Source organism: Crateriforma conspicua (genome assembly GCF_007752935.1).
Classification (GTDB): Bacteria; Planctomycetota; Planctomycetia; order Pirellulales; family Pirellulaceae; genus Crateriforma; species Crateriforma conspicua.
This window is the reverse complement of record NZ_CP036319.1, coordinates 2061447-2086822: the sequence shown is the minus strand read 5'-3', so window position 1 is coordinate 2086822 and position 25376 is coordinate 2061447. Positions and strand designations below refer to the sequence as shown.

The window sequence follows — 25376 nt, the reverse complement described above, 5'->3', positions numbered from 1 at the left end:
AAATCTGTAGCGGCAGGTGATGAGTCATTGCTAATAAGAGGTATCATTAAACCGATTCAATCTGCTGAACTCCTTGATGCCCATGAACCCACGACAAATCGTTTCTGGCTATTTTGCTTTGCAAGCGATTGGAGTCGTGGCTTGGTGGGCACTGTTGATGCTAGATCCACAAAGTATCGGATGGTTTCATCCGCAGGGTTGGCCAGACGATGCGTTGCTCTCCTATTGGCTCGCAGATTTCACTCTGATCGTAGGCGGTTCGTGTATCGCTGCTTTCAGCGTTTGGCATCAACGCAAATGGGCATCGACAGCGGTTTGGAGCGTTGCCGCGATCTGTTGGTATCCGACATTGGTATGCATCGCCACAAGCATGAGAACGGGTGACGCGTGGATTGCTTCAGCCATGATGGTCAGCATGGCAGGACTCTCTCTTGCGATGGCTACTATTCAGGGCAAGCAAGGCGATGCTCCCGCGGCATTTCGAGTGACGTCAATGAATCGGGTTAGTTCATTGCTGTCGACCCTCGGGCAGATCGTGATTTTTTGGGGAACTTTCCTCTGGATTATGCCCATGGGAATCGTTGAGCTTCAGGAGGCTCTGAGTTGGAAACGGTTTGAACATCCGTTTCAGACCCAGACGTCGACAGGTCTATTCCTGCTGGCGTCGTGCGTCGGCTTATGGAGTGGACTCTCGATGGTAACTTTAGGCGGAGGAACACCGCTGCCAACCGCGACCGCGCCGCGGTTGGTGATTGCCGGACCTTACCGATTCGTTCGGAATCCGATGGCCGTTGCGGGCATTCTCCAGGGAATTGCGGTGGGTTGGCTGCTCGGCAGTGTGCCGGTCATTGTTTATTCATTGATTGGCATCGTTGCGTGGCATGTTTTCGTGCGTCCCGTAGAAGAAAAAGACTTGCTTGAAAGGTTCGGCTCTGAATACGAGCGTTACCGAAGCCGCGTTCGAGTTTGGGTTCCAACAATAGGATGGACTGGTCAACAAGAATTTGAAGGTTCGGAATTGCCTGATGCCAAAAATGACGCGAAACAAACGGATAGCGTCTGATGGCCAATCGAATCAACGTCTTGTTCGTTTGCAGCAAGAATCAGTGGCGGAGCCCGACGGCCGAAGCGGTCTATCGGGACGATCCGCGAGTGTCGGTTCGATCTCGAGGTACGGCGAGATCTGCGAGGCAGACGATTCGCGCTGGCGATCTCGCTTGGGCGGATCTAGTTGTGGTGATGGAAGACAAACATCGCCATCGTTTGCTTGCAGACTTTCCCGGTGAGACCAAATTCCTGCCCATCGAAGTCCTGCATATTCCCGACGACTACCAGTTCATGGACTCGGAATTGGTAGAATTCATTCGTGTCGCCACTGAGCCATTCATTGATTCTTACCAATCAAAAGAACCTCCCATACCGTGATTGATCGAATTGCCATTTCTGGATACCGTTCGATTCAATCCATCATTTTGCGGTTAGGTCAATTGAACGTCGTCACCGGAGCAAATGGTTCTGGTAAATCGAATCTCTACCGTGCATTGAAGCTTATCGCGGACGCAGCGCATGGACGACTGGCAGAGTCTATTGCGATCGAAGGTGGCTTTGACTCGATTCGTTGGGCTGGTCCCAAAAAGAACAAGAAGGATCCAGTGAGTTTGCGTCTGGGCTTCACCGCTGATAGCTACAGCTACTGCATGGATCTTGGGCTTCCCATTCCGGCGGATTCCGCCTTTGATCATGATCCCGAAGTAAAACGGGAATGTCTTTGGCGCGGAGTCGGCATGGATGCCAAGTCGCTCTGTGCCGATCGTAAAGTGACAACACTACGCTGCCGCGGAGAGTCGGGGAAATGGCAGGATGTCGATGTTCCCTTATCGCGACACGGAAGCATGCTCTCCGAATACTCGGATCCATTTCATGCACCAGAACTGATCGTCATTCGCGAACTGATTTGCTCTTGGCGGTTCTACGATACTTTCCGAGTCGATGTCGACTCGCCCGCGCGACGCTCCTCGATTGCCACATTTACCCCCATCATGGCAGGAGATGGACGCGACTTGGCGGCCGCACTCCAAACGATATGCGAAATTGGCGACTCGGGAGGTTTAAGCGAAGCCATCGACGACGCGTTTCCGGGATGTCGAATCAAGGTCGAACGTATCGACTCGCAAATGGAGGTCTACTTCGAACAGCCAGGTATGAAGCGAGATTTGTCGGCACGAGAGCTCTCAGACGGGACGCTACGGTTCTTGCTACTTATCGCAGCCCTGCTGACGCCACGTCCGCCGGCCATGTTCGTCTTGAACGAACCAGAGAATAGCCTACATCCAGATTTGATGCCCGCTTTGGCCAAGTTGATTCAGCTTGCAGCGGAGAACAGTCAGGTGATTGTCGTGAGCCACAATGCGGAATTGGTCAATCTGCTGGAGGCGGATGAGATTTGTGTTCCCATTCGACTAGAGAAGGTTGACGGCGAAACCAAACTTCAAGGCGGAGATTTGCTGAGCCAATTCGGTTGGAAATGGCCGGCCAGGTAATTGCTATTCAGCAAGAGGCTTGCCGACGCAGCGAAAGCCGAGGCAACGACCGCGCGCGTCCGGATTTCGGCCTCGGCGATAACTTGGGCGACAAAGTTCGATCGGGCCGACCCAGCTACCGCCTCTTTCACTACGAACGCCGGTTTCGATGTTGGCCACCGGATCACGTTGGTCGTTGCCAACAGTTTTGTAGGAATCAGCAGAAAACCAGTCACGGCACCAGTGCCAAATTGTACCGCTCATGTGCCTGAGGCCAAACCGCGACTGGCCGAGGGCTTCTTGAACGTTTGGTAGGGGCAACCCTACAGAATCGTATGATTGACCACGACGATGGATTCCGGCATAGACAAGCTCTTTGTTTTCGAAAGCATTTTGAGTAGCGTGCTCCCATTGAGCTTCAGTCGGTAGAAAGCTCGTGTCCATGATACGCCAGTCGACTCCATTGGCCCACCTGGAATAGGCGTCTGCTGCGTACCAGCACACCATTACGACTGGCTGCATTGCCTTGCCGGCACGTGGTTTCCAGCGGCCGTCGTCAAACTCGAATTGCACGTCTGACTGCCGATCATCATTCTCCGGCAGGTCGATCAACGTTTGTATTTCATGCGACGTGATATCGATAGAATTGAGGAACCGGCAGAAAGCCGCTACCGAAACTGGCTCAGTATCAATCAGATACGATGACAGCGTTACTTGGTGTCGCGGTGTCTCATCGTCATGGGCCTCAGGATCGTCGCTGCCTATCTCAACGGCACCTCCCGGAATCTGGACGCATACCATTCCGTCGGTCCCGCGGCGGTAGAGTGGAAACTCACCACAAACAGCAAGTCGCTCGAACAATTTGGATTGCGCCAAATCAGTCGAGACGAATCGTCCGCTTAGTTGCGTGAAGCCAGACTCGATCGCGGGAGGCAGTTCGATTGGCTTCTTTCGCCATCCGCCGCGGACGGGCGAGCCGGCACCTTGATTCAAAAATGCAAACTCAGCCAAGTCACGAATTCTAAATGGTTGACGCGTAAAAATTAGTTTACCGACTGGGGTTTTCGGAGAGTCCGGGATCGTAATGCCAAACTCATCTTCCGTTTCCATGATCAGCTCGATCATGTCGAGGCTATCACAGTTCAGGTCTTCGATGAGGCGGCTCTCTGGCTTAACCTCATCCAAATCTAACCCCAGTTGCTCCGCAGTTATGACGCAAAGCCGGGCTTCAATTTGTTCCAATTCGAGCCATCCGCATCGGTCCGTCATAAACACACCCCTGTCTCAAACTATTACGAAGGCTGAAATACAACCAGCGTGTGGTCTTCTCCCTCAAGCTCTTCATTGATAATCGAACTGATTGTATCCCAATCACCACCTGCCAAACCGGCACCGAGCATTGGGTATCCGATTCGTTTACCCTTGAAGTCAGATCTCACTTTGCGAAACACGTTTCGGATCGCGTCGTAGTCGGCTTTTACGCCGGCGCCACGATAGTTGAACTGCGTGTACGCGTTTACGACGGTGAGTCGATGATCGTCGATCGATACATCGGCTGATGAATAAGAGCCCAACTTCTCACGGCTCCCTTTCTCGGTTGCCAAATCTGCCTCATACGCTGCTGGAAATCGGTCGCGGATAGCCTTCGCGATGCCTGCCCCCATCGTGCAAAAACAATTGCATCCGTGAATGATCACGTCGAAACGGCCCTCGCCAGCAAATTTCAGTAGGTCACCTTCGATTCTGTTCACGATTTAATACTCCGAATGGCATGATCAGACACAGCTTTTACGATGGCTTGGGGGTCGCAATCGTACAAGTCGGCTCCTCCAAACGGATTCAGCTCAAGTAGACGGCATTCATCGTCCACCTCGCAGATGTCCAAGACGTAGACCGGCGATGGCGGTTCCATGGAGGTTGCGATCTCCTCAGCCAAGTCGAGAGCATTCGAGTCCTCGCCTGCGGATGATGCACGCCGTGTTTCCGCGTCGTAGCTGCTGCCAGCAATCACTTGTCCATCAACGACCACGAAACGCCACTCGCGTCCAACCTTGGCGACCGGCGCGACAATAACCGGAAGCGTTTCGTCTTCGTAGTAGAACCCATGGTCGAGTGCCTTGAGGGAAATCGAATCTACATCCAGCACGCGACCGCTAAAAGGTTTGAGGGGGCTGTCTGGTCGAACAAAGACACGATCAGTGCAACCAATCGAGCTAGCGACGTCGGCAGCACTGGCGACCAAGTCATTCGCCGGCACACACCGCCAATCGCGATGCAACAACCAATTGCTCGCTCTCGGGTACCAAGACGTGCAGCAAAAATCGTTCACTGGGCAAAACGAGCCGGGATTCCAATTCGCCTTTGCTTCAATGACAGCCGCATTGCCGAGGGACCCATGGAAAACAACCGGTGTCTGCTCATCGAATTGGGGTGGTTCGTCCAGCCACCAATCATCCCGTGACTCAACGATGCGGTGCCCAGCGTCATTGATGGCCCGCCGCAGCCTTGCGTGGGAACTTGGGAACACTTCGGATTCGAGAATCCAGATTATTGCTGTCACTGTTAGTCTCGCCGCGTATCGAATACTTCAGTAGAACCAAAACGCCCGCGACGGATCTCTCCGCCGCGAGCGTTGTGCAATGCTATCCAATTGTCGTCGATCTAACCGACGACTCGTGTCACCACGCCCGATCCGACGGTCCTGCCGCCTTCACGTATGGCGAAGCGGTCACCGTCAGCGACTGCAATCGGTTGCTTCAGCGTGACTTTCAACTGCACACCGTCGCCGGGCATCGCCATGTCGACTCCGCCCAGCACGTTTGCACTACCGGTCACATTCGTGGTTCGGAAGAAGAACTGAGGAGCGTAGCCGTCAAAGAACGGCGTGTGCCGGCCTCCTTCCTCTTTCTTCAACACGTACACTTCGGCCTCGAATTCGCGATGCGGAGTCAATGTTCCCGCCTTCGCCAAAACTTGACCTTTGGTGATGTCGTTGTGAGCCGTCTTGCGAAGCAACACACCGACGTTTTCACCAGCGTTTCCGGCTTCCAAGACCTCGCTGAACGATTCCACTTGCGTGATCACATCCGTCGTGGTCGCGGATCTCAGTCCGAGGATCTCGACGCTGTCACCGGCGCGAACCATTCCCTGCTCAATCTTGCCAGTCACGACGGTGCCGCGGCCAGCAATCGAATAAACGTTCTCGATCGGCATCAAGAACGGCTTGTCGATCAGACGAACAGGATCGGGAATCCAGCGGTCCAGTGCATTCAGCAATTGCTCAACGCACTCGATTGCCTTTGGATTCGTGGGATCGTCGTGCGCCAGCTTGGCCGAACCACGAATGACCGGAGTCTTTTCACCGTCGTAACCGTACTCGCTGAGCAACTCGCGCAAATCTAGTTCGACCAGCTCGAGCAATTCGGCGTCTTCAACCAAGTCGCATTTATTCATGAACACGACCAAGTGCGGCACGCCAACTTGTCGGGCCAGCAACAAGTGCTCGCGAGTCTGCGGCATCGGACCATCAGCTGCGGACACCAACAACACCGCGCCGTCCATCTGAGCCGCACCAGTGATCATGTTCTTGATGTAATCGGCGTGACCGGGACAGTCGATGTGGGCGTAGTTGCGACCAGCGGTCTCGTACTTCACGTGCGAAGCGATCACCGTCACGGTCTTGTTCTTGTCACGAACAATGCCGCCTTTCGCGATCGATTCGTACGACTTGTACTTGGCTAGTCCCTTCTCGGATTGAACGCGCAACAGGGCAGAAGTCAGGGTCGTTTTGCCGTGGTCGATGTGACCGATCGTGCCGACGTTGACCGAGACCTTGCCATTTCGCGTCATTTCGTTCTGAACCATAGCTCGCAAACTCCTGGGTAAAGGAAACGTTTCGCACCGATCGCCAGCGGCCGAGGTGAGCAGCCTCGGCAACCTTTTTGCCCTGCGTGAGCGCCAGATGAACGGAAACGAAGAAACAGGAAAACGCCGTCAATCACGAACCGACGATCCACAAAAAAAAGCCCGCCAAGTGAATCACCAGGCGGGCTTTGCGAATCGTTTTGAACTTAGATTTCAACCACGACGCACCATCCCCGCCTCGCCGTCGAATGACGAGTCGGTCGTTGATGATGTTGATGTTGTGGTGAAAGTAGTCATTGGGTTTCCAGAATTGACGGACCGAAGCAGAGACACCTAGGGGTGAGACTGGTTCGCGTTTTTTTCGTAGTGGACGAGGCGACGAGTCCCAGCGTAAGGGATTCGTCGCCTCATCCACTACAATTTCACCGCAACCGCAAACGCACGAGCAGATCATTCAATTCATCACGAGCCGACGGCATCTCGGGAAGCTTGCTGGCTTCATAGGCCGACTCGAGTTCGGCGGTGAGTCGCTCGTATTCTCGGGTGTGGAATTCTAGATCGGCAGCTTGAAGCGTTCCTTTCTCCGGTCCAGAACGCTTGCGGTCCACGAGCTCGTCAATGTACGAGTGCTTCGCCGACTCGTTCAGCGCGATCAGGTTGGCTTCCACCTCGCCGGTGCGCATCAAGTGGATGCCCGTCAGCAGCACGCGATAGACGTACAGCAGCGGCTTGACGCGCGGCGGCGACTCCTTGGCGAAGAGTTTCCACTGGGTCGCGGCAAATCCGAGATAGTGATGTGCGTGGTGGCGCGTGATGCAGTTCCTGGCGATCGACTTGAGTTCCTCGTGCTCGGAAGTGCTGTACACCACCAGCGGCGAGAAGATTTGCTCAAGCACGTACCCGTTCCGCTTCAGCATCAATCGGAAGAACTTTTCCACGTCGTGCGTGACCAGATCGATTTCGAGGCCGTCGTAGATGCCCTCTTTCTCAACAGTCTGATCGCCTTCATCGAGTCCGACAACGGTCTGGAATTGCCCACGAAAAGTTGACAGTGGGGCGGCGCATGTCAGACTCATCTGACAGGAGAACCCATTTATGGAAAAGCGTCGAATTTATAGTCGTGAGTTCAAACTCGCGGCAGTCCGAAAAGTCGTGGAGCACGGTTTGTCATTTCCAGCGGTCGCCAAAGACCTCGATGTCGGTGCGAATCTGATTCGCAAGTGGAAGAAAAACTTTGAAGCCGACGGCTCGCTGGAAAGTGAAATCACCAGCAGCAGTTCAGTCGAATCCGAGCTGAAGCGACTCCGTGAAGAAAATCGACAGCTCAAAATGGAACGCGACATTTTAAAAAAAGCGACGGCGTTCTTCGCCAAAGAAAACAGCTGAGAATTCAGTTTATCGACGAGCACCGCGAACGATGGCCGATCGCGGTGCTCTGCCGAGCTCTCGAAGTGACGCGTGCGGCTTTCTACAAGTTCGCCAACCGTAAAGATACGCCGACACAGGCAAAGCAATCACAGGTCATCGACGCAATCAAAGCGGTTCATTCGCAAAGGCATCACGATGCCTATGGAAGCCCAAGAATGCATCGCGAGCTTGTCAAACGCGGCATCCAGTGCTGCCGAAACACAGTTGCCAAGTGCATGCGAAAAGCAGGAATCCAAGCAAATCGCCGTGCCAACTTTAGAATCTCCACCACCGACTCCAATCACAATTCACCGATTGCTCCCAATCTTCTTGAACAGGACTTTTCGACTGAGACGCTCAATCAAGTCTGGCTGACAGACATCACGTACATCCCCACTAAAGAAGGATTCACCTACCTGGCCGCGTTTGTTGACCTGCATTCACGAAAGATCGTTGGCTGGAGAACCAGTCACCACATCGACTCAAATCTGGTGGTCGCGGCGCTGGATCAGGCCCTTGCGATCCGCACCCCTAAAGCAGGATTGATCATCCACAGTGATCGTGGTTCCCAGTACGCGAGCGAACATTTCCGAGGTCGATTGAATTGCCACCGGCTCGTTCAAAGCATGAGCCGTCGTGGCAACTGCTACGACAACGCCCCAATGGAATCTTTCTTTAAGAGTTACAAAACCGAAGAAGTTCAAGAGATATACGACACCCACGAGCATGCGACGCGCGGCGTGTCAGAATACATCGAAGGATTTTATAACCCAATTCGCTTGCACTCATCGTTGGAATACCAGAGTCCCATCGAGTTTGAGCAAGCCTTCAAAAAACTCTCACTCGTCAGTGAATCCTGATCGTCAGGACTCACAATTTCCCTTCCCGTTAGGATCGTTCCACTGTCAACTTTTCGTGGGCAATTCCAGTCTCCAGTGGCAGCATATGAACGCCACGGAGATCGAAGTCGGAATCGGGCGAAGGAAAACCATAGAGATGGGCTCCACTGATGGTCGCAAACAGCAGCGGGTACGGATGCGACTCGACGTGCTGCATCATCTTCGCGTGGTCAATCGTGCTGGCATCGGTCATGGCAATGACTCCTCCATCGCTCGCCGGCGCGCGTCGACCAGGAATGCGTTGGCACGCTCATAGTCGGGACGGTCCGGTAGCTTGGTTGTTTTGAACGCAGACTCAAAATCGTTTTGCAGTTCCTTCCGCCACGAGTCTGCTTCGGCGAACGGCATTTCACCTCGTTTGATCGTCAGCAATCGATCTCGATACTGGCCGACGTCCACCATCATCTCGCCTGAACGCAAGACGTGCGTTCCCGACAGCAGCAACCGAACCAAGTGCATCACGTGCTTCCACTTCACACGCCCCTGATTGCGGATGTCGGTTTGCATCTTCTTGAACTGTGACGCGACGTATCCGGAGAACGTCTGAAAAATAAGCTTCGAGAGGAATGCAGATCGCATCTCGAGCAGTTCTTCGCCCAGCGGAGTCGCCGACTCAACGATTGGGGAATAGAGGCACTCGAGCACATTCGGGTTCGCCTTCAGTGCGAGCACGATGAACTTCTGCAACTCCCAGTAAACCTCCTGAGTCTCATCATTTTCCAATTGCTCAGGAACCCCGAATAACGACCAGTGCAGGTCAGCCGCTGGCAGGTAGATTCCACGGCGATCGGTATCCGACGCTTCGTCTTCCAGTCCGTAAGCCCGCGACCCAATTACGCAGCGATAGATCACGCGATCGTACAAGCCCGAACTCATCAACGGCGCATCGTTGTCGCGAATGCTGTTGGACTTGAACTCCGCCAGCCGAACGAGTTGATCGTGATGGATCGGCGCCTCGAACCCGTCACTGAACTTTACGCGGTAGGCGTGTGTGCGATCAACTGGCGACCGGACGATCACACCGACGGCGCCCGCCGGGTGCGCAATGCGATCGTTTGCCGCCATGACTTCCTTCTGAGCGACCACCTGCGTGCCGACACTGTAGATAAGTGATTGTTCCGTCACCGAAGTGCTTCCGTTGAAATCGATTTCGATAAAGTCTCTGCCAACAAAATTGATTGGACGACACTAAACAGACAGATTCTAGCTGGATGGGTTCTGCCGGAGCGAACCGAAACATCGAGACACGTGTCCTGTCATGATTTAAAGGAGAATCCCGCAGGGAGGAATTCAACATGACACTGAAACAACTCGCACAAGAAACACTCGACCTGATTGAGGCGGGCGAATACCAAGCAGACGGTCAGACCGTGAGGTTTACCGAGCAGCAAGAGTCGGCCGTCCGTGGCACACGCCTCTACCGACCTGATGAAATCGCTGCGCTATCCGCGTCGCCAGCCGATGAAAACCAGACGATTCGAGTGGTGGACGGGACGACTCAAGTCGTCGCCCTGACCATGGCCGCACAAGGCGATGTTGCGCTGTTGAACTTCGCATCGGCCCGAAATCCCGGCGGCGGATTTCTGAATGGTGCGAAGGCGCAGGAAGAAGACCTGTGTCGCTGCAGTGGTCTGTATCCGTGTTTGATCCAGTGCATGAACTATTACGACACCAATCGTGCTCAATCATCGCTGCTTTACACCGACCACGTGATCTTCAGTCCGTCGGTTCCGTTCTTCAAGACACGCGGCACCGGTGACTTGCTTGCCGAGCCGTTCTTTGCCTCGGTGATCACCGCACCAGCACCGAACAGTGGCCCGTTCTTGCGAGGCAACTCAGACGCTACCGTGGAGCTTGAGCAAACGTTCGAGCGACGCTGGCGGAACGTGCTACGCATCTCAAGAGACCAAGGTGTCAAACGCCTGCTCCTAGGTGCCTGGGGATGCGGCGCTTTCGGAGGTGATCCAGTGATGGCTTCACGGACGGCGAAATCGGCGATCGAGAAGGACGGAGGCGGAATCGACGAAATCGTCTTCGCGATCCCCGGCAAAGGCCGGCAAAGCAAAGCCAATCTGGATGCGTTCCGCGATACCTTTGGCGTCTAGCAATCACACAACAAAGAAGAATCGATGGCAAGAAAACTAGACCAGATTCTGGTAGTCGACGTTGAATCGACGTGTTGGGATGGCCCGCCGCCCGAAGGCGAAGAGAGCGAGATCATCGAGATCGGTTTGTGCGTGATCGACGTTGGCAAACTCGAGCGATTGAGCAAGCACAGTCTTCTCGTCCGTCCCGAACGATCCACGATCAGTCCGTTCTGCACGGAACTCACAACTTTGACGCCGGACATGTTCGAAGCAGCGGGATCACTCCGCGAAGCGGTCAAACGATTGAAGCAGGAGTTCGATTCGAAAGACCGACTGTGGGCCAGCTGGGGAGACTACGATCGTCGCCAGTTCGAGCGAGTTTGTTCGGCGGCAGGCGTTGGTTATCCCTTTGGGATCACGCATCTGAATGTCAAATCGCTTTTCGCGGTATCGCATGGCCTGAAACACGAGGTCGGTCTCGACGGCGCATACGAGATGTTGAACCTTCCGATGGAAGGTACCCACCACCGGGGAGACGACGACGCCTGGAATATTGCTGGTATTCTTTGCCGATTGCTCGGCGCCGCGAGAGCTACGAAGCTATAGCAGCAAGTTCGACGAATCCCGTTCGTCGGCCCGGGCGTGAACCGGGTAGGTAAATCTCGCTGACTGTTAACTTCTTCTCCGTAGGCTTTGGCTGGGCGAGCATCGCAGGCACTTGGCGCGGGTTGTTTCCACTTGAGGAGCATTCTGTGTCATCGCTTTATCTCACCGAAGACCTATCTGCTGGCGAGCTTTCCGCCGATCAGCGCGAACAACGTGTCGTCGAAATCCTGGCAATCGGGCTGATGCGTCTGAATCGTCGAGCCGGGTTGTCCAAAGCAACCGAGCGGGATGGTTCCACTTCTTTGCCAATCTCTGGCGACTCCGCCGCATCTCGGCTTGAGTCTCTTTCGGATTCTGGGCTGACTGTTCCCAACCGTTAACCCGTTTCAGATTTCCGCAAACGAGACTACCGATGCAACGAGACACCGAACCCGATCCTCGCATTCACCGACATTCCGTCCATCAAGTGCGTCAACAACTCGATGGAGCAGACGAAGAGACAGAACAACCGATCGGTCAGAACACGGCCGATCAGCATCAACGCCGCGTTGTTGAAATTCTCGGGATCGCACTGGCGCGATTGAACGGTCGCGGCGGGTTGAGCAAATCGACTGAACCAGACGGAACCCAACCATCGGAAACATCTGGCGACTCTTCCGCATCTCGGCTTGAGTCTTCTCGCGACTCCGGGCTGACTGTCCACAACGGTTAACGCACCCGAGATTCTCGAGAAGGAGACCCAAACAATGGCACTCAACGTGACCAGGGAGGTTCGGAAGATGGAGAAATGCTCCGTCCGCGACCTTCGCAAACAGTACGCCGAAGTCTTCGGCGAAGCGACCAATGCGTCCAACAAAGATTGGCTGATTAAGCGTATCGCTTGGCGGATGCAATCGAACAAAGAAGGCGACATTTCCAAGCGGGCTCGGCAGCGAGCGTTGGAGATCGCATGCGATTCTGACGTGCGGATGTCACCTCCGCCGGAAATGCCCAAGCCGAAGCCTCCACCGGACCGCAAGTTGACGGAGGAATTCAGACCGTCGATCGACAAGCGTCTTCCGCCACCCGGAAACCTCATCACACGCAAATACAAGGGGCAACTCCATATCTGCAAAGTTCGTCAAGACGGCTTTGAGTACGACGGCGAATTCTACAAGTCACTGACCGCAGTGGCTAAAGCGATCACTGGCCAGCACTGCAGCGGCTACGCATTCTTCAACATCCAAAAGGCGGACTCATGAAAAAGACCGAAACCAAGAAAACGATCCGCTGCGCGATCTACACGCGGAAGTCGACTGAAGAAGGACTCGACCAGGAGTTCAACTCGCTCGATGCCCAACGTGCGTCGGCCGAGAATTTCATTGCTAGTCAAGCAAGTGAAGGTTGGGTCGCACTGCCGACTCAATACGACGACGGCGGTTTCACCGGCGGGAACATGGACCGGCCGGCGCTCAAACAGATGATGGCAGACATCGACCGGGGCAAGATCGATTGTGTGGTCGTCTATAAAGTCGACCGTCTTAGTCGATCGCTGCTCGACTTCTCTCGCATGATGGATGAGTTCGAACAAAAGAAGGTGTCATTCGTTTCGGTCACTCAGCAGTTCAACACGACCTGCAGCATGGGACGACTGACGCTGAACATTCTACTCTCGTTCGCCCAGTTCGAACGCGAAATCATCTCGGAGCGAACGAGGGACAAGATCGCCGCTGCGCGTCGCCGAGGCAAATGGTCGGGCGGGATGCCAGTGCTTGGTTACACGGTCCCGGAAGGCTCAACCAAGCTGGTGGTCGATCCATTGGAGGCCGAGCGTGTGCGAGCCATCTTCGATCTGTACCTCGAACGCAAGTCATTGCTGGGAGTCGTCGCAGAACTGGATCGCCGCTGCTGGGTTGCCAAACAATGGACAACTCGCAAGGGCACCCAGCGTGGAGGCCGGCCGTTCTGCAAGACGAGTTTGCATCGCCTGCTGACGAACGTGACCTACCTCGGGAAGCTGAGGTACAAGGACGAGATCCACGAGGGCGAACACGATGCGATCGTCGACGAGGATGTCTGGAAGAAGGTGCAGGCCTTGATGAACCGCAACGGACGATCCGGCGGCGGCGAAGTGAAAAACAAGTTCGGTGCATTGCTACGCGGACTGCTTCGCTGCAAGCCCTGCGATTGCACTATGATTCCATCGCATTCGACGAAGCCAAATGGCAAACGATATCGGTACTACGTTTGCGCCATGGCACTAAAACGAGGCTGGGCGAATTGCCCAACCAAGTCGGTGCCGGCTGGCGAGATCGAACGCTTCGTCGTCGACCAGATTCGTTGCATCGGCCGCGATTCGGATCTTGCTCGAAAGGTGATGGAACAAGCCGAAGTCGAATCGCGAACGCAGATTGCCGCGTTGGCCAATGAGGAACATCTGCTGCTGAAGAATCTCAGCCTCTGGCAAACACAGCTCGGTGAAGTTCTCCGCAAGCTGCCAGCGATGGGCGAGGATTCGGTGATGCTAGGAATCCTGGCCGATCTGCAAGACCGAATCCGTGAAGGAGAAAAGCGACTGACCACGATTCGGATTGAATCGGATCAACTGGCCCGATCCAAAGTCGATCCTGATTCGGCGACCGAGACGTTAGCGCACTTCGATGATCTCTGGCAATCGCTTGTCCCCAGAGAACAAACCGAGTTGATTCAGATGCTGATCCAATCGATCGAGTACGACGGCGAGGCCGGAAAGATCTCGATCGCGTTTCATCCTTCAGGAATTGGTGTGATTGAACAACGATTGCTTGCGGGGCCTACCGAATGAACTCGCCAATTGTCTTCGAAGCTGATCTGACCTTTGAACGTCGCGGGGCCGGAGCGAGGCGAGTCGCAACGGGCGAGAAGCCGGACGAAGATGATCTGCCAGACGGACGTCTGATGAAAGTCGCCAAACTGATGGCGTTGGCGATTCGGTTCGAGGAACTGATCGCCGACGGCGTCGTCACGGACTACGCCGAACTCGCGAGGCTCAGCCTCGTTTCCCGAGCACGTGTGACGCAGATCATGAACCTGCGATTACTCGCTCCAGACATCCAAGAAGCCATTCTGTTCGCCCCGGAAATTCGCAAGGGTCGCGATCCAATTTCCGTTCGCGACATGCAACCGATCGCTCTGACCGCGAACTGGGAACACCAGCGAGACATGTGGCGGGAACTTTCCTCGCGGCTGGGACCAAACGTGTCCACGGACTCCCAATAATCGCCGGCATCGCTGCTTTCGTTAATGCCAGCAATCTCGATTGCCGGCCGAAGTTCGTTTCCCGCTTCCAGGATGGAGTGACAGATGACCCCGCAAAAGTTTGGTGCCCAAATCCGCATTCGTCGACTTGAAAATCACCTCGAGCTGCCCCAGCTCGCCGAGCAACTTTGGATTTCGCCTCAGCACCTGGCCTCGCTGGAACATGGTGAGTTTGAGGAAGGCGATGACGACCTGATTGAGAAACTGGACGACATTCTCGATTCCCCGCCGTGGGATCGCCTGGCCTTCGATGGCTTCCGACAACTTTTCCCCGAACGATCAACGCCTGCGGATCTGGCGTTCGTCGCTGCATTCCCAACTCCAGTCAAGAATTCACCGCTTTTCTTTTCGCCGCGTGACCAAACGTGTCCACCCCTATCGCAATGCTAGCAACTCCGGCGACGGGGCTGGGTGAATCGGCAGGACGCCCAAACGGATCGCTCGAACAGCAGGCCACGGACGAGCGGAACGGAGACCCAATTGGAACGGTGGTGGAATCCGCCATCGCTCAGCCTCGTCGCACTTTCAATCAGCCATTCGGAATGGAACTGACCTTTTTCCCCATGGACGCTTTATGACCTGTTCGTGATCCGCTTTGGACAATCGATGCACACGCTCAACTATCAACGATTTACCAACTTGCCATTCTTGCTATCGATCAAACCACAACGGCTTCGGGAATTCCTGGAGCCGTTTCGTGATTACCTTTCTGCGAAGCAATTGCATCCGGACCAGAACGATCTTTCCCACAAGGATTACGTTCAGAGGCTCGCCGAAGTGTTTGCTTCCCCGGATGCGGATACGCCATCACCACTTCTGGATGCTCTGCATATCGTCAACGGTTTGACGGGCCGGGCTACGGTCGATCTGCTGTTCGATCAAATCGATGGACTGATCGACACGTTTCAAAACGAAGACGATCCTTTTCCCGGAGACGTGGCCATCGAAGCATTTCTCCGCGATCGTGATCAAGCGGAACGAATGCTCAGCCATCATTCCGCGCAATCACGAAGAGCGTTTACGTCGTTCCAGTCACAGTCATCATCGCCACCGCAACTTGTGGCGGATCTTGCGACGGGGACTCGTACATTGACACGAGACCTCGACCAATGGTTCTATCGGCGCGGTTGCGGTCGAGGCGCGTCAGCTCAGTGCAATCAGAACGACGGTTCGCTGTATGTCTTCGTCAGCCACGGCACACCGATGCGTCGGTTGGATGTGCTCGAACAGGGATTGCCGGATTCGCTCATCTGTCGGCCGCTAAAACATGATGTCGCCGTGTTCGACAAACTGATTGGCGAGCTCCGAATCAATGCAGAAACAATTCCGCAACGCGAGATTTATCGGCGTTTGATCGGCAAGCATTTGTTTGGCAACGAAGAGATGTTTCCACCAGGCGAGAAATTTACTCTCGGTCCGCTTCTGGAATACGGCGAGGCCTCGCTGTCCGTCGCGATGATCGAAGAGCTGACGAGTGTTGAATGTCATTCGGTGAAGATGTTACTGCCGGGGCACAAACCCGAAGAGCTGACCTCGCGACGGCAAGATGTCTTGGAAGTTTTAGAGCAACGAATGAAATGGCTCGCTCGGCAAGGCTACGAGGACATTCGTTTGACGGAAGCAAAGTTCAATCTGTTGTTCGCATCCAGCCGACGATCTCGAGTCGTGACGATCAAGCCTCCCAACGTGGCAATCTACAGTCGCGACGGCGATAGCGAAATCGTCGAGCGATTCCTTCGCGACCGAGGCTTCATCACCGAGCAAGACTGGCAGCCCTATGCGATCGATGGAGCCGTTCTGGCGGGCAGCTAGGCGTTGTCGAAACGAGACGACGCTTGCTCACTGGCGTCAAATGCTCGGTGAGCAATTGCCATTCTTCGAGCATCTCTTGCTGGCGACGGACCAGCTCGGCAGTCACATCCCGAGTCCAACCTGCGGATGGACTTGGTGGGATGTCGAGGTCCGCGATCAGCAGTCCATCTACGCAACGAACAAAGCAACGATGGAAACCCAAACCTTGCCTCGACGCGACGCCGTGGTCTTCCGTGTCAATGTTCCGCTGATCTTTCGCAGTATCTGTCGGGCGGCCGACTGGCAATGGGACTATCACGAGGTTCGAGCGGCCGAAGGGCTATCTCGGATCGCGATCGATTCACTCTCGCCAAGTGTCCAGCTTTCAATCTTCTATGCGAGCAGTGGCTTGGACGCTTCGCTGGCTTATCTCGCAGCTGTCAGCAATAAACCATGCGTCATCTTTCGAAGCAGCGGTGGGGATCTCGATGCAAACTCGCAATTGATGCTGCAACGGATGCAATCGATTGAATTCGCGTTGCCGCTATGCACCGAACTCGACGATCGAGGCATCGTCGCGCTCAACGATTCCGCGCTGCAGCGTTTAACGGACTTCCGCCGACAACACAGTCCGCCACCGGAACCCAACCCGCAAAACAGAGGTCTCGACGTTCCGGCTGGAACAACCTGGAACTCAGTCCAGATTCGCTTCATCGATTACGAGACCATTCGCGTTAGCGTGCCAGGCTCGTCCGGCATCTTTCACTACACACAACTTGGAATGGCCAACAGCCGGAACGCCAAGCCCGTTAAGCAGTGGCAATTGCTCCGTACCTACGCCGACAACCACGGCCTCCTAACCTGGCGTGACAGCGGCTCCGGCCAGAATGTCAAAAAGCAAACTCAGGAGCTGAACAAAAAGCTGATCGCATCACTGGGCATCGCGGGGACGCCAATCGAATACGACAGGTCCATCAAGGGATACCGCACCGTCTTCAGGATCGATTCAGATTGTTGGTGACCGTGAAACTTCGTCGAGTCGATTCCAAAATCTCGCAGAAAAATCGCAATTCATTGCGCTCGGCGATTCGTTTTCAATTCAGCAGTTGTCCGTCGTATTCGGAGCGAAATTTCAGACGGCCAGCGAAATTTCGCCAGTAAGGGACGACAGGCTCAGTTGATCCAAACATCGACGCAAGATCGGACAAGTCCCGGTGAGCCAATTCCCACTGCCTGTCGTTGGTCGCTGTGGATCAATCCGTTAAGGAGATCCCACGATGGAACTCATTCACAAATCTTCCCTTTCACTTCAACGCCAGCTTCTGGTCGAAACACTTCAGCGAGTCAATTTTGGCCGACTGGAGCATATCCGTTTTCGCAGCGGCCAGCCCGAACTGCATGACGATTCCAAGATCGTCCGCGAACACAAGTTTTCGGCGGAGAACGGTCCACGACCAGAATCGGACAAGTCCGACTTCACGCTGAAGCGTCCGCTTGTCGAGCTGTTCCAGTACTTCGATCAACGGGTCGACGGCGAAATCGATGTCCTCGAAGTGAAACACGGCTTGCCCTTTCGCATGATTGTCATCGAGCCGGCGGCTTAACTCAGACCTCAACTCCAACCGTTCTTACAACACACACCTGACATTCAGCCGGCCGCCTAGCGGAGGCGATTGTGGGCGACACCAATCCAATGTTGGTGCGACGCAATTGCCTCCGCTTTGTTGTTGGCCTGCATCGTTTGGTCGCCCACGCCTCGGCTTTTCTCCGGCAAGGAGATATTCCGTGACTCAATCCATTTCTAACTTCAATCCGCTCGAAGACACTTTCACCCGAAGGTTGGTCCAACGCAAAGCCAATCAATTGATCGGCAAGTATGGCTACACCGAGATCGACCGCGACGATCTTCAGCAGGACATGTACCTGAGAGTGCTTCAGAGCCTGCGGTCATACGATCGCAATGAAGGTCACCAAAACAAGTTCATTACCGCGGTGGTCGAGCGATACGTGGCGAACATCGTTCGCGATCGCTGTGCCGAGAAACGATGCGATGCGGACACGGTGTTACTGAGCACGCCGTTGTCCGAAGCTGACGGCGAGTCGATTCGCGTCACTCACACACTCTCCGGCTCATCGAATGATCGGCATACCGGTCGATCACGCCGATCGGATACCGAAATCTCGCAATTGCGATTGGACGTCCAGGCGGTGATCGATGAATTGCCGGCCGATTGGCAGCACATTGTCGAACTACGCAAAACATTCTCGATCACCGAGATCGCGGAACAGATAGGTGTCGCACGAACGACTATTTCCGCGCGTTTCCAGAAGATCCGGGAGCGTTTCGCAGAGGCTGGTCTGGCCGATTATTTCCAAGCCACTTCGTCGGCTCGAACGTGAACCGGGTAGGTCTATTCCCGGCGGCGGCCCGGTGTCCGTGTCGACCGGCAGTAAGCAGCACGCATTCATTAGGAGCCTATATGCCGGAACAAGCACTCGACATCGATCGCCGCGTCCGTCTTTCGATTGCGGTCGGTCGGTACGTTCGGTCAGCCAACCGTTTCAACGAGGTTTCGCGTGAATTCACCGAAGCATGCGACTCGCTGCGGAAACAGCTCGGACATGGTCAACGGTTCGTCACGCAAGCCGACTTCAAGCACTACCTCGTGTCCAGTGATCGCGCAGGGAATCTCAACGTCGAAACCATCGAATCTCTCTAAACATCCACTCACCCACTTGTCCAAGGAGTCCTTCAACCAGTGACCAGCTTACTCGAAACCATCCAATCCGGCCGGCAAGCCAAACCGCCTCGTGTTTTGCTCTATGGCGTCGAAGGGATCGGCAAATCCACCTTCGGCAGCCAAGCTCCTAAGCCGATCTTCATTCAAACCGAAGACGGGCTCGATGAGATCGACTGCGATCGATTCCCTTTGGCCACCAAGTTCGACGATGTGATCGCAGCGTTGAAATCGCTCGTCAATGAAAAGCATGAATACGAAACCGTGGTGATCGATTCGCTTGATTGGCTCGAACGTCTCGTCTGGGACAAGCTCTGCCAGCAGTATGGTGTTGAATCAATCGAGAAGGTCGATGGCGGATACGCACGAGGCTACACCCACGCGCTGACGCTTTGGCGTGAAGTTCTCGACTTACTGAACGTGCTTCGTTCTCGCGGGATGGTGATCGTGCTGATCGCCCACTCCAAGGTCGAACGTTTCGAGGATCCGGAAAGTTCTCCCTACGACCGGTATTCACCGCGACTCCACAAACACGCCGCGGCCCTCGTCAAGGAATGGTGCGACGCCGTCTTGTTTGCGACACGCAAGATGCGAACTCAAACGGAAGAAGCCGGTTTCAATCGCAAACGCACGGTGGCTCACGCGATCGGCAAGGACGGTGGCGAACGAGTGATGCGTGCTTACGGTTCGCCGAGCTGCGTCGCCAAAAACCGCTACGGCATCTCCGAGGAACTCTCCCTTTCCTGGCCCGCGTTCATGTCTGCCATGACCGCCAATTGATCCAATTTCCAGTTTCGATCTTCCTATCCACTCAACCAAGGATCCAACCATGGCAAACCTCCAAGGCTTTGATGCCAATACCGTCGAACCAGCCGATGATCTCGAACCGATTCCCGCCGGCAAGTACGTCGCCGTCGTTACCGATAGCGAAGTGAAGCCGACTAAATCGGGGACGGGATCGTATCTTCAGCTCACCTTCCAAATCATCGAAGGCGAATATGCCAATCGACTGCTGTGGGTGCGACTCAATCTCGACAACCCCAATGGAACGGCCGTCGAGATTGCTCGGCGAGAACTGTCTTCGATCTGTCGAGCCGTTGGCGTGCTGACTCCGACCGATTCCGCCGACCTGCACAACCTGCCTTGTTTCATTCACGTTCGTGTCAAACGCCGATCGGATACCGGTGAGTTGCAGAACGAAGTGAAGGGGTATTCGCGGCGCGACGCCTCTGCTCAGCCGGTTGCGGCGAGCCAAGTCGCCTCTTCAACGCCGGATGCTACCGGTGCCGATGCCCCGCCTTGGAAACGATAGCCGCGGCTTCTCTTGAAATCGTTCCAAGGCAATCAGACGCCCCTCTGGCAAGGGAATGCCGGCTGGGCGTTTTCTTTTTGAAGACGCGGAAACACCACGAAGCAATGCACCAACTGACTTTACCTTATCCGCCTTCGGTCAATACCTATTGGCGACATGTCGGCCCGCGAGTCCTGATCAGCAAGCACGGACGGCAGTTCCGCACCGAGGTCTGCAATCAACTGCGTGCCAAACGCATTAAGCCGATCGAGGGCGATTTGATCGTCGACATCACGATCAACCCGCCAGACCGTCGGCGACGTGATGTTGATAACGTCTTGAAAGCACTGCTCGATTCGCTGCAGTTCGCCGGTGCGTTCGAGGACGACAGCCAAATCGTACGGCTGACAATCGAAAAGCACGAACCGTTGCCGAAAGCCGGCAAAGCGACCGTTCGCATCCAAGCATTGCCGGCCGACATGGAGTTGATCGACGCGCGGACGTGTCTGCGTTGCGGATATGTTTTCGATTCAGAAGGTCCCCATAACCGCATCTGCAATGTCTGCACGATGATCAACCGTGGACTTCCGGAATGCACGCCCGTCGTCCGCGGACTCAAGCGTCACAACGGCAAGGTGATCCGATGAAGCTGCGCGGCTACCAACAAGCCGCGGTGGATGCGGTCTACGATCACTTGCGCAATCGAAACGACAATCCTGTCGCGGTACTGCCGACCGGCGCTGGCAAATCGCTGGTCCTAGCGAAGATCGCTTCCGATGCGGTGTCGAGATGGAGTGGTCGTGTTTTAATTCTCGCCCACGTTAAAGAACTACTCGAGCAGAACGCCGACAAGGTCCGCCGCCTGTGCCCCGAGATCAAGGTTGGTCTGTATTCGGCTGGCCTGAAAAAGCGAGACACCAAGACGCCGATCCTCGTTGCCGGCATTCAGAGCATCTACAAACGTGCCTGCGACCTAGATCCGTTTGACCTGATCGTTGTCGACGAAGCCCATCTGATCAGCAAGAAGGGCGATGGCATGTATCGGCAGTTTCTCGCGGATTGCAAAGTCATCAATCCGCATGTTCGCGTGATCGGCTTGACGGCCACTCCGTTTCGCCTCGACTCGGGCATGATCTGTTCGCCGGACCATTTTCTCAATCATGTCTGCTACGAGATTGGCATCAAAGAGCTGATCCGCGACGGATTTCTTTGTCCGTTGATCTCAAAGGCCGGTGTCAATCGTGCTGACTTCTCTGGGGTACATATCCGGGCCGGCGAGTTCGTGTCAGACGAGGTCGATCGGCTTGCCGGTGACCAAGCTCTCGTCTCGGCTGCGTGCGCCGAAATCGTGGAGCTTTCGTCCGATCGTCGAGCGATTCTGAACTTCGCCACCAGCGTGGCACACGGTCAGCAAGTCGTCGAAACGCTACGGACTAATCACGGGATCGAATGTGGATTCGTCACAGGGCAAACGCCGGCGGCGGAACGCGATGAAGTGCTAGCCCGCTTCCGAGGTGATGAATGCGATTCTCTATTCGGCCGGGAGCCGTTGCGATATCTCTGCAACGTCAACGTGCTGACCACGGGCTTCGACGCACCTCGTGTGGATTGCGTGGTAATGCTGCGTCCAACCATGTCACCCGGTCTGCTCTATCAATGCGTGGGCCGCGGCTTTCGACTGCACCCCAACAAACAGAATTGCCTGGTGTTGGACTTCGGTGGCAATATTGAACGCCACGGGCCGATCGACCAAATCAAGCCGAAGGAAAAGCAATCGCGAACAGGCCAGTTGCCGCCGGCGAAAGAGTGCGAGAAGTGTCACACACTGGTCGCATGTGGATACGCGAACTGTCCTGAATGCGGTCATCCCTTCCCACCGCCTGATCGCGAATCGCACGAAGCACAAGCAAGCGAGGCCGGCGTGCTTTCGGGTGAAGTCAGCGACACAGAATACGACGTCCATGACGTTGTTTATCGTATTCATCGAAAACGTGACGCTGAGGACGATGCACCTCGCTGCCTGCGCGTCGACTACATGATCGGTCTCGATCACTGGCAAAGTGAGTTTATCTGCATCGAGCATTCTGGCTTCGCGAGACGGAAAGCCGAAACCTGGTGGCGCGAGCGATGCCTCGATCCCTGTCCCGAGAATGCCGACGAGGCTCTTGAACTGGCCGACGCCAGACTTCTTGCTACCACTGAAGCCATCACCGTTCGCTCGATCACTGGCGAGCGTTACGATCGCATCATCAAGTATCGCTTGTCCGAGATACCGAACTCCGCTCTTGAAGAGGCGCCTTTTTAGTGACGAGCGTTCGGGATCAGGTCGCAATCTATCGCCAGCGAGGCTGGTACTGCGTGCCGCTGCGCCCGCAGTCCAAATCGCCAACGCGGCGTGACTGGACCAACCTGCGATTGACCCCCGAAGTCTTTCCCGAGAATTCGAACATCGGCATCATCCTCGGCGAACCCTCGGGCTGGCTTGTCGACGTCGACCTGGATTGCCCTGAAGCGATCGAACTTGCCGATCAGTACCTGCCGCCAACCGCAGCGATCACCGGCCGGCCATCTTCACCGAGATCACACCGTTGGTACATCGCCGTGGGAGCGAGCACCGAGAAGCACACCGACGCCAGCGGGGCGATGATCGTCGAGCTAAGGGCAACCGGCGCGCAGACGGTGGTTGGTCCCAGCATCCATCCCAGCGGTGAAGAATATGACCGGCTCGATGCCGAACCCGCGACCGTCCCCGCTCCGATGCTGGCTGCCTGCGTGAAAGCTCTCGCCGATGCCGTCATCGTGCGACGCGGGGGACCAATCTCGGCGATGCCGCCAATGTCGCCGCCAGTCTCGCCGACTGACGCGACCGACGTCGAAACTCGGGCTATCGCCTACCTCGCCGCGATGCCGCCGGCAGTCTCCGGCAGCGGCGGTCACTCGCAAACCTACGCCGCGGCGACGGCACTCGTCCACGGCTTCGGGATCGACCCAGATCGCGCGATGGCAATCCTCACGGCCGAATACAACCCTCGATGCAATCCGCCCTGGTCCGAGAAAGAACTCCTGCACAAAGTCAATCAAGCGGCAACCAAACCGCATGATCGACCATTCGGCTGGCTGCGGGATGAATCGTTGACGGAACCGTCGGTTGATCCAGTCGATCTCAGTGCATTCATGACGAAGCCAACGGTGGTTGCGTCACGTGATGAGAAAACTGAATCGAAACTTGCTACGGCACTCGATCCAGGACATCTTCCCGAGCGACTGTTCGAAGTGCCTGGATTCGTTCGTCGCGTCATGGATTTCACGCTTGCCAACGCACCCTACCCGAACGTTGGCCTCGCGTTCTGCGGGGCGATGGCGTTGCAGTCATTCTTAGCCGGTCGAAAGGTTGCCACGACCGGCGACCTGCGTACCAATATCTATCTGCTCGCCCTCGCCGGCAGTGGGACAGGAAAGGAGTTCCCTCGTAAGGTTAACTCCCAAGTTCTGTTTCAGATCGGCGAATCCAAATCGATCGGCGACAAGTTCGCTTCCGGCGAAGGCATCCAGGACGCTTTGGCGCGGTCTGGAAAGATGCTGTTCCAGAACGATGAGATGGACGGAGTGCTGCGTCAAATCAATCTGGATCGCGACAACAGTCGTGAATCTATCCCCAACATTCTGCTCACGCTTTACACATCAGCTGGGGACGTGTATCCGCTACGCGTGAAGGCAAACCAAAAGGACGCCATCCATGTCGATCAGCCACACCTGACATTATTCGGCACCGCGACGCCACAGCACTTCTACGAGTCGCTCTCGAAGCGGATGCTGACCAACGGTTTCTTTGCTCGACTGAACATCATCGATGTCGGAAAACGCGGCAAGGGTCAGACACCTGGATCCGCTCGGAACCTACCCGATGCTATTCTTGACATTGCGAAATGGTGGGCCGACTTCGAGCCCGGCGGTGGCAACTTCATGAGTGTGCATCCGAAACCGAGCTGCATACCGTTCATGGACGATGCCGAAACTGCCATTACGGAGCTAAGGGAGCTAACCGAAGCCGAGTACGACAAAGCCGACGACGCTGGTGACGAGGTCGCCAGGACAGCGTGGAGCCGTACCTGCGAGCACGCCAAGAAGCTGGCGTTGATCTACGCCTGCAGCGAGAACCACGTCGAACCAAAGATCACGCTTGCTGCCGTCCGTTGGGCCAGCGAGTTCGCGCTGCATCAAGCCCGCCGGCAGCTCTACCTCGCATCGGTCCACGTTGCCGAGAACCCATTCCACGCAGAATGCCTGCGGCTTAAGAAACGGCTTTCCGATCGTCCCGACCGTACGATGGCGCGTCGCGAAATCATGCGATCGATGACGCTCAAGGCACACGATTTTGACCAAGTCATCTTGACGCTCATGCAGCAAGAAGAAATCGAACCGGTCACCATCCAGACCAAGACAAAACCAGCCCAGGGATACCGTCTGATCGAGCCAACGGAAATGCGTCAGTAATCCGTCAGTATCCGTCAATCGATTCTGACGCATTCGGCGTGCTGCTGTGAACTTGGGCAAGCAATCCAGTCAAATCCGTCAAGAAACGTCAACCGACCAACTGACGGATTTCTGACGGATTCGAACCGAGTAAAAGTCCTTAGATACAAAGAAAAACTCTCTCTTTCTATGAATACGTCAGTGTGTCAGCCCCGTGCCCCCGCGAAGTGCCCGCGCACGCATGAGGGGGCATCTCGACGGATCTCCCCTGACGGATTAGGTACTTCCCACCGATCGGTTCTCTGGTCAGGGCCGCGGGAACAGCCGCCTTATTGGGCACAGTTTGTTTTGCTTGTCCGAATGAATAATCCAAGTTGGTAAAACTTCATTCACGCCGTAAAATGCTGGCAAGAGGAACCCAATCA

At 55.4% G+C, this 25376-nt stretch carries 27 protein-coding genes and 1 pseudogene; 21 read left to right on the top strand and 7 right to left on the bottom strand.

Annotated features, from left to right (window positions below; all coding sequences use genetic code 11):
* The first annotated feature begins 76 nt into the window (after positions 1-76).
* From Mal65_RS07930 to Mal65_RS07920, 3 genes are read left to right on the top strand one after another with little or no spacing between them, the layout of a single operon-like run.
* Complete coding sequence (locus tag Mal65_RS07930) at positions 77-1063, top strand: methyltransferase family protein (protein WP_196784675.1); 987 nt, start codon at positions 77-79, stop codon at positions 1061-1063.
* The gene (locus Mal65_RS07925) at positions 1063-1425 is read left to right on the top strand and encodes a low molecular weight protein tyrosine phosphatase family protein (RefSeq protein WP_145295695.1); all 363 of its coding nucleotides are present in this window, start codon (positions 1063-1065) and stop codon (positions 1423-1425) included. Before Mal65_RS07930 ends, Mal65_RS07925 begins: the two co-directional genes overlap by 1 nt.
* Positions 1422-2540 carry an AAA family ATPase gene (locus tag Mal65_RS07920; protein ID WP_145295692.1) on the top strand — a complete coding sequence of 373 codons (1119 nt, stop codon included), beginning with the start codon at positions 1422-1424 and terminating at the stop codon, positions 2538-2540. Before Mal65_RS07925 ends, Mal65_RS07920 begins: the two co-directional genes overlap by 4 nt.
* 3 nt (positions 2541-2543) lie before the next feature.
* On the opposite strand, the gene Mal65_RS07915 is transcribed toward Mal65_RS07920, so the two are convergent.
* The 4 genes from Mal65_RS07915 to tuf all read right to left on the bottom strand — a co-directional run bounded on the left by Mal65_RS07915 (position 2544) and on the right by tuf (position 6383).
* Entirely contained in the window at positions 2544-3761 is a 1218-nt protein-coding gene (locus Mal65_RS07915) for an SUMF1/EgtB/PvdO family nonheme iron enzyme (protein ID WP_231131317.1), read from the bottom strand.
* A gap of 50 nt (positions 3762-3811) precedes the next feature.
* On the bottom strand, positions 3812-4270 hold the full coding sequence (locus Mal65_RS07910; protein ID WP_145295687.1) for a macro domain-containing protein: 459 nt from the start codon (positions 4268-4270) through the stop codon (positions 3812-3814).
* Positions 4267-4800 carry an ATP-grasp domain-containing protein gene (locus tag Mal65_RS07905; protein WP_390621960.1) on the bottom strand — a complete coding sequence of 178 codons (534 nt, stop codon included), beginning with the start codon at positions 4798-4800 and terminating at the stop codon, positions 4267-4269. The genes Mal65_RS07910 and Mal65_RS07905 overlap by 4 nt, the downstream gene beginning before the upstream one ends.
* A gap of 380 nt (positions 4801-5180) precedes the next feature.
* Entirely contained in the window at positions 5181-6383 is a 1203-nt protein-coding gene (tuf, locus tag Mal65_RS07900; RefSeq protein ID WP_145295681.1) for an elongation factor Tu, read from the bottom strand.
* A 55-nt stretch (positions 6384-6438) separates the two neighbouring features.
* On the opposite strand from tuf, the gene Mal65_RS07895 reads away from it, so the two are divergent.
* Positions 6439-6720, top strand: a complete 282-nt coding sequence (locus Mal65_RS07895) for a hypothetical protein (protein ID WP_145295678.1) — start codon at positions 6439-6441, stop codon at positions 6718-6720.
* A gap of 85 nt (positions 6721-6805) precedes the next feature.
* Here Mal65_RS07895 and Mal65_RS07890 read toward each other — a convergent pair whose 3' ends face one another.
* Positions 6806-7459 carry a nucleotidyltransferase domain-containing protein gene (locus Mal65_RS07890; protein ID WP_145295676.1) on the bottom strand — a complete coding sequence of 218 codons (654 nt, stop codon included), beginning with the start codon at positions 7457-7459 and terminating at the stop codon, positions 6806-6808.
* A gap of 19 nt (positions 7460-7478) precedes the next feature.
* Here Mal65_RS07890 and Mal65_RS07885 point away from each other — a divergent pair.
* Positions 7479-8650 (top strand): IS3 family transposase gene (locus Mal65_RS07885; protein WP_145295673.1). Its coding sequence is split into 2 segments (ribosomal slippage): positions 7479-7728 and positions 7728-8650, totalling 1173 coding nucleotides; the frame shifts between segments, so codons are not numbered across the junction.
* Between the two features lie 34 nt (positions 8651-8684).
* Here the strand turns inward: Mal65_RS07885 and Mal65_RS07880 are convergent.
* A pseudogene (locus Mal65_RS07880) lies at positions 8685-8882 on the bottom strand (DNA polymerase beta superfamily protein); the annotation flags it as partial.
* Positions 8879-9754, bottom strand: a complete 876-nt coding sequence (locus Mal65_RS07875) for a nucleotidyltransferase domain-containing protein (protein ID WP_145304772.1) — start codon at positions 9752-9754, stop codon at positions 8879-8881. The pseudogene Mal65_RS07880 and the gene Mal65_RS07875, both read right to left, overlap by 4 nt.
* Before the next feature lie 230 nt (positions 9755-9984).
* Here Mal65_RS07875 and Mal65_RS07870 point away from each other — a divergent pair, with 230 nt between their 5' ends.
* The 16 genes from Mal65_RS07870 (at position 9985) to Mal65_RS07800 (ending at position 24972) form a co-directional block, all read left to right on the top strand.
* Positions 9985-10794, top strand: a complete 810-nt coding sequence (locus Mal65_RS07870) for a TIGR02452 family protein (RefSeq protein WP_145295671.1) — start codon at positions 9985-9987, stop codon at positions 10792-10794.
* A 24-nt stretch (positions 10795-10818) separates the two neighbouring features.
* The gene (locus Mal65_RS07865) at positions 10819-11382 is read left to right on the top strand and encodes a 3'-5' exonuclease (protein WP_145295668.1); all 564 of its coding nucleotides are present in this window, start codon (positions 10819-10821) and stop codon (positions 11380-11382) included.
* 746 nt (positions 11383-12128) lie between these two features.
* Complete coding sequence (locus tag Mal65_RS07860) at positions 12129-12623, top strand: DUF2924 domain-containing protein (RefSeq protein WP_145295665.1); 495 nt, start codon at positions 12129-12131, stop codon at positions 12621-12623.
* Entirely contained in the window at positions 12620-14185 is a 1566-nt protein-coding gene (locus tag Mal65_RS07855) for a recombinase family protein (protein WP_145295661.1), read from the top strand. The genes Mal65_RS07860 and Mal65_RS07855 overlap by 4 nt, the downstream gene beginning before the upstream one ends.
* Positions 14182-14619 (top strand): hypothetical protein, encoded by a 438-nt coding sequence (locus tag Mal65_RS07850; protein WP_145295658.1) that lies wholly within the window; start codon positions 14182-14184, stop codon positions 14617-14619. Before Mal65_RS07855 ends, Mal65_RS07850 begins: the two co-directional genes overlap by 4 nt.
* An 84-nt stretch (positions 14620-14703) precedes the next feature.
* Positions 14704-15048 carry a helix-turn-helix domain-containing protein gene (locus Mal65_RS07845; RefSeq protein WP_145295655.1) on the top strand — a complete coding sequence of 115 codons (345 nt, stop codon included), beginning with the start codon at positions 14704-14706 and terminating at the stop codon, positions 15046-15048.
* Between the two features lie 216 nt (positions 15049-15264).
* Positions 15265-16470 (top strand): hypothetical protein, encoded by a 1206-nt coding sequence (locus Mal65_RS07840; protein WP_145295652.1) that lies wholly within the window; start codon positions 15265-15267, stop codon positions 16468-16470.
* Positions 16445-17470, top strand: a complete 1026-nt coding sequence (locus Mal65_RS07835) for a hypothetical protein (protein WP_145295649.1) — start codon at positions 16445-16447, stop codon at positions 17468-17470. Before Mal65_RS07840 ends, Mal65_RS07835 begins: the two co-directional genes overlap by 26 nt.
* Before the next feature lie 256 nt (positions 17471-17726).
* On the top strand, positions 17727-18053 hold the full coding sequence (locus Mal65_RS07830) for a hypothetical protein (protein WP_145295645.1): 327 nt from the start codon (positions 17727-17729) through the stop codon (positions 18051-18053).
* Positions 18054-18234: 181 nt separating this feature from the next.
* Positions 18235-18849, top strand: coding sequence for a sigma-70 family RNA polymerase sigma factor (locus Mal65_RS07825; protein ID WP_165701143.1), 615 nt, complete (start codon positions 18235-18237; stop codon positions 18847-18849).
* A gap of 80 nt (positions 18850-18929) precedes the next feature.
* Positions 18930-19169 carry a hypothetical protein gene (locus Mal65_RS27175; protein ID WP_231131314.1) on the top strand — a complete coding sequence of 80 codons (240 nt, stop codon included), beginning with the start codon at positions 18930-18932 and terminating at the stop codon, positions 19167-19169.
* A gap of 39 nt (positions 19170-19208) precedes the next feature.
* Positions 19209-19967 carry an ATP-binding protein gene (locus Mal65_RS07820; protein ID WP_145295640.1) on the top strand — a complete coding sequence of 253 codons (759 nt, stop codon included), beginning with the start codon at positions 19209-19211 and terminating at the stop codon, positions 19965-19967.
* 49 nt (positions 19968-20016) lie between these two features.
* Positions 20017-20499: a DUF669 domain-containing protein gene (locus Mal65_RS07815; RefSeq protein ID WP_145295637.1), complete on the top strand. Its 483-nt coding sequence runs from the start codon at positions 20017-20019 to the stop codon at positions 20497-20499.
* 104 nt (positions 20500-20603) lie between these two features.
* Positions 20604-21125 carry a RusA family crossover junction endodeoxyribonuclease gene (locus tag Mal65_RS07810; RefSeq protein ID WP_145295634.1) on the top strand — a complete coding sequence of 174 codons (522 nt, stop codon included), beginning with the start codon at positions 20604-20606 and terminating at the stop codon, positions 21123-21125.
* Entirely contained in the window at positions 21122-22783 is a 1662-nt protein-coding gene (locus Mal65_RS07805) for a DEAD/DEAH box helicase (protein ID WP_165701142.1), read from the top strand. The genes Mal65_RS07810 and Mal65_RS07805 overlap by 4 nt, the downstream gene beginning before the upstream one ends.
* Complete coding sequence (locus Mal65_RS07800) at positions 22783-24972, top strand: bifunctional DNA primase/polymerase (protein WP_145295628.1); 2190 nt, start codon at positions 22783-22785, stop codon at positions 24970-24972. The genes Mal65_RS07805 and Mal65_RS07800 overlap by 1 nt, the downstream gene beginning before the upstream one ends.
* Positions 24973-25376: the final 404 nt, after the last annotated feature.

Bases quoted from the DNA above. Each gene is read 5' to 3' on its own strand.
- Mal65_RS07860 (WP_145295665.1), top strand. From the start codon at position 12,129: ATGGCACTCAACGTGACCAGGGAGGTTCGGAAGATGGAGAAATGCTCC.
- Mal65_RS07890 (WP_145295676.1), bottom strand. From the start codon at position 7,459: ATGAGTCTGACATGCGCCGCCCCACTGTCAACTTTTCGTGGGCAATTC.
- Mal65_RS07845 (WP_145295655.1), top strand. From the start codon at position 14,704: ATGACCCCGCAAAAGTTTGGTGCCCAAATCCGCATTCGTCGACTTGAA.
- Mal65_RS07865 (WP_145295668.1), top strand. From the start codon at position 10,819: ATGGCAAGAAAACTAGACCAGATTCTGGTAGTCGACGTTGAATCGACG.
- Mal65_RS07925 (WP_145295695.1), top strand. From the start codon at position 1,063: ATGGCCAATCGAATCAACGTCTTGTTCGTTTGCAGCAAGAATCAGTGG.
- Mal65_RS07805 (WP_165701142.1), top strand. From the start codon at position 21,122: ATGAAGCTGCGCGGCTACCAACAAGCCGCGGTGGATGCGGTCTACGAT.
- Mal65_RS07830 (WP_145295645.1), top strand. From the start codon at position 17,727: ATGGAACTCATTCACAAATCTTCCCTTTCACTTCAACGCCAGCTTCTG.
- Mal65_RS07810 (WP_145295634.1), top strand. From the start codon at position 20,604: ATGCACCAACTGACTTTACCTTATCCGCCTTCGGTCAATACCTATTGG.
- Mal65_RS07930 (WP_196784675.1), top strand. From the start codon at position 77: ATGCCCATGAACCCACGACAAATCGTTTCTGGCTATTTTGCTTTGCAA.
- Mal65_RS07855 (WP_145295661.1), top strand. From the start codon at position 12,620: ATGAAAAAGACCGAAACCAAGAAAACGATCCGCTGCGCGATCTACACG.
- Mal65_RS07840 (WP_145295652.1), top strand. From the start codon at position 15,265: ATGCACACGCTCAACTATCAACGATTTACCAACTTGCCATTCTTGCTA.
- Mal65_RS07875 (WP_145304772.1), bottom strand. From the start codon at position 9,754: ATGGCGGCAAACGATCGCATTGCGCACCCGGCGGGCGCCGTCGGTGTG.
- Mal65_RS07815 (WP_145295637.1), top strand. From the start codon at position 20,017: ATGGCAAACCTCCAAGGCTTTGATGCCAATACCGTCGAACCAGCCGAT.
- Mal65_RS07850 (WP_145295658.1), top strand. From the start codon at position 14,182: ATGAACTCGCCAATTGTCTTCGAAGCTGATCTGACCTTTGAACGTCGC.
- Mal65_RS07835 (WP_145295649.1), top strand. From the start codon at position 16,445: ATGGAGCCGTTCTGGCGGGCAGCTAGGCGTTGTCGAAACGAGACGACG.
- Mal65_RS07870 (WP_145295671.1), top strand. From the start codon at position 9,985: ATGACACTGAAACAACTCGCACAAGAAACACTCGACCTGATTGAGGCG.
- Mal65_RS27175 (WP_231131314.1), top strand. From the start codon at position 18,930: ATGCCGGAACAAGCACTCGACATCGATCGCCGCGTCCGTCTTTCGATT.
- tuf (WP_145295681.1), bottom strand. From the start codon at position 6,383: ATGGTTCAGAACGAAATGACGCGAAATGGCAAGGTCTCGGTCAACGTC.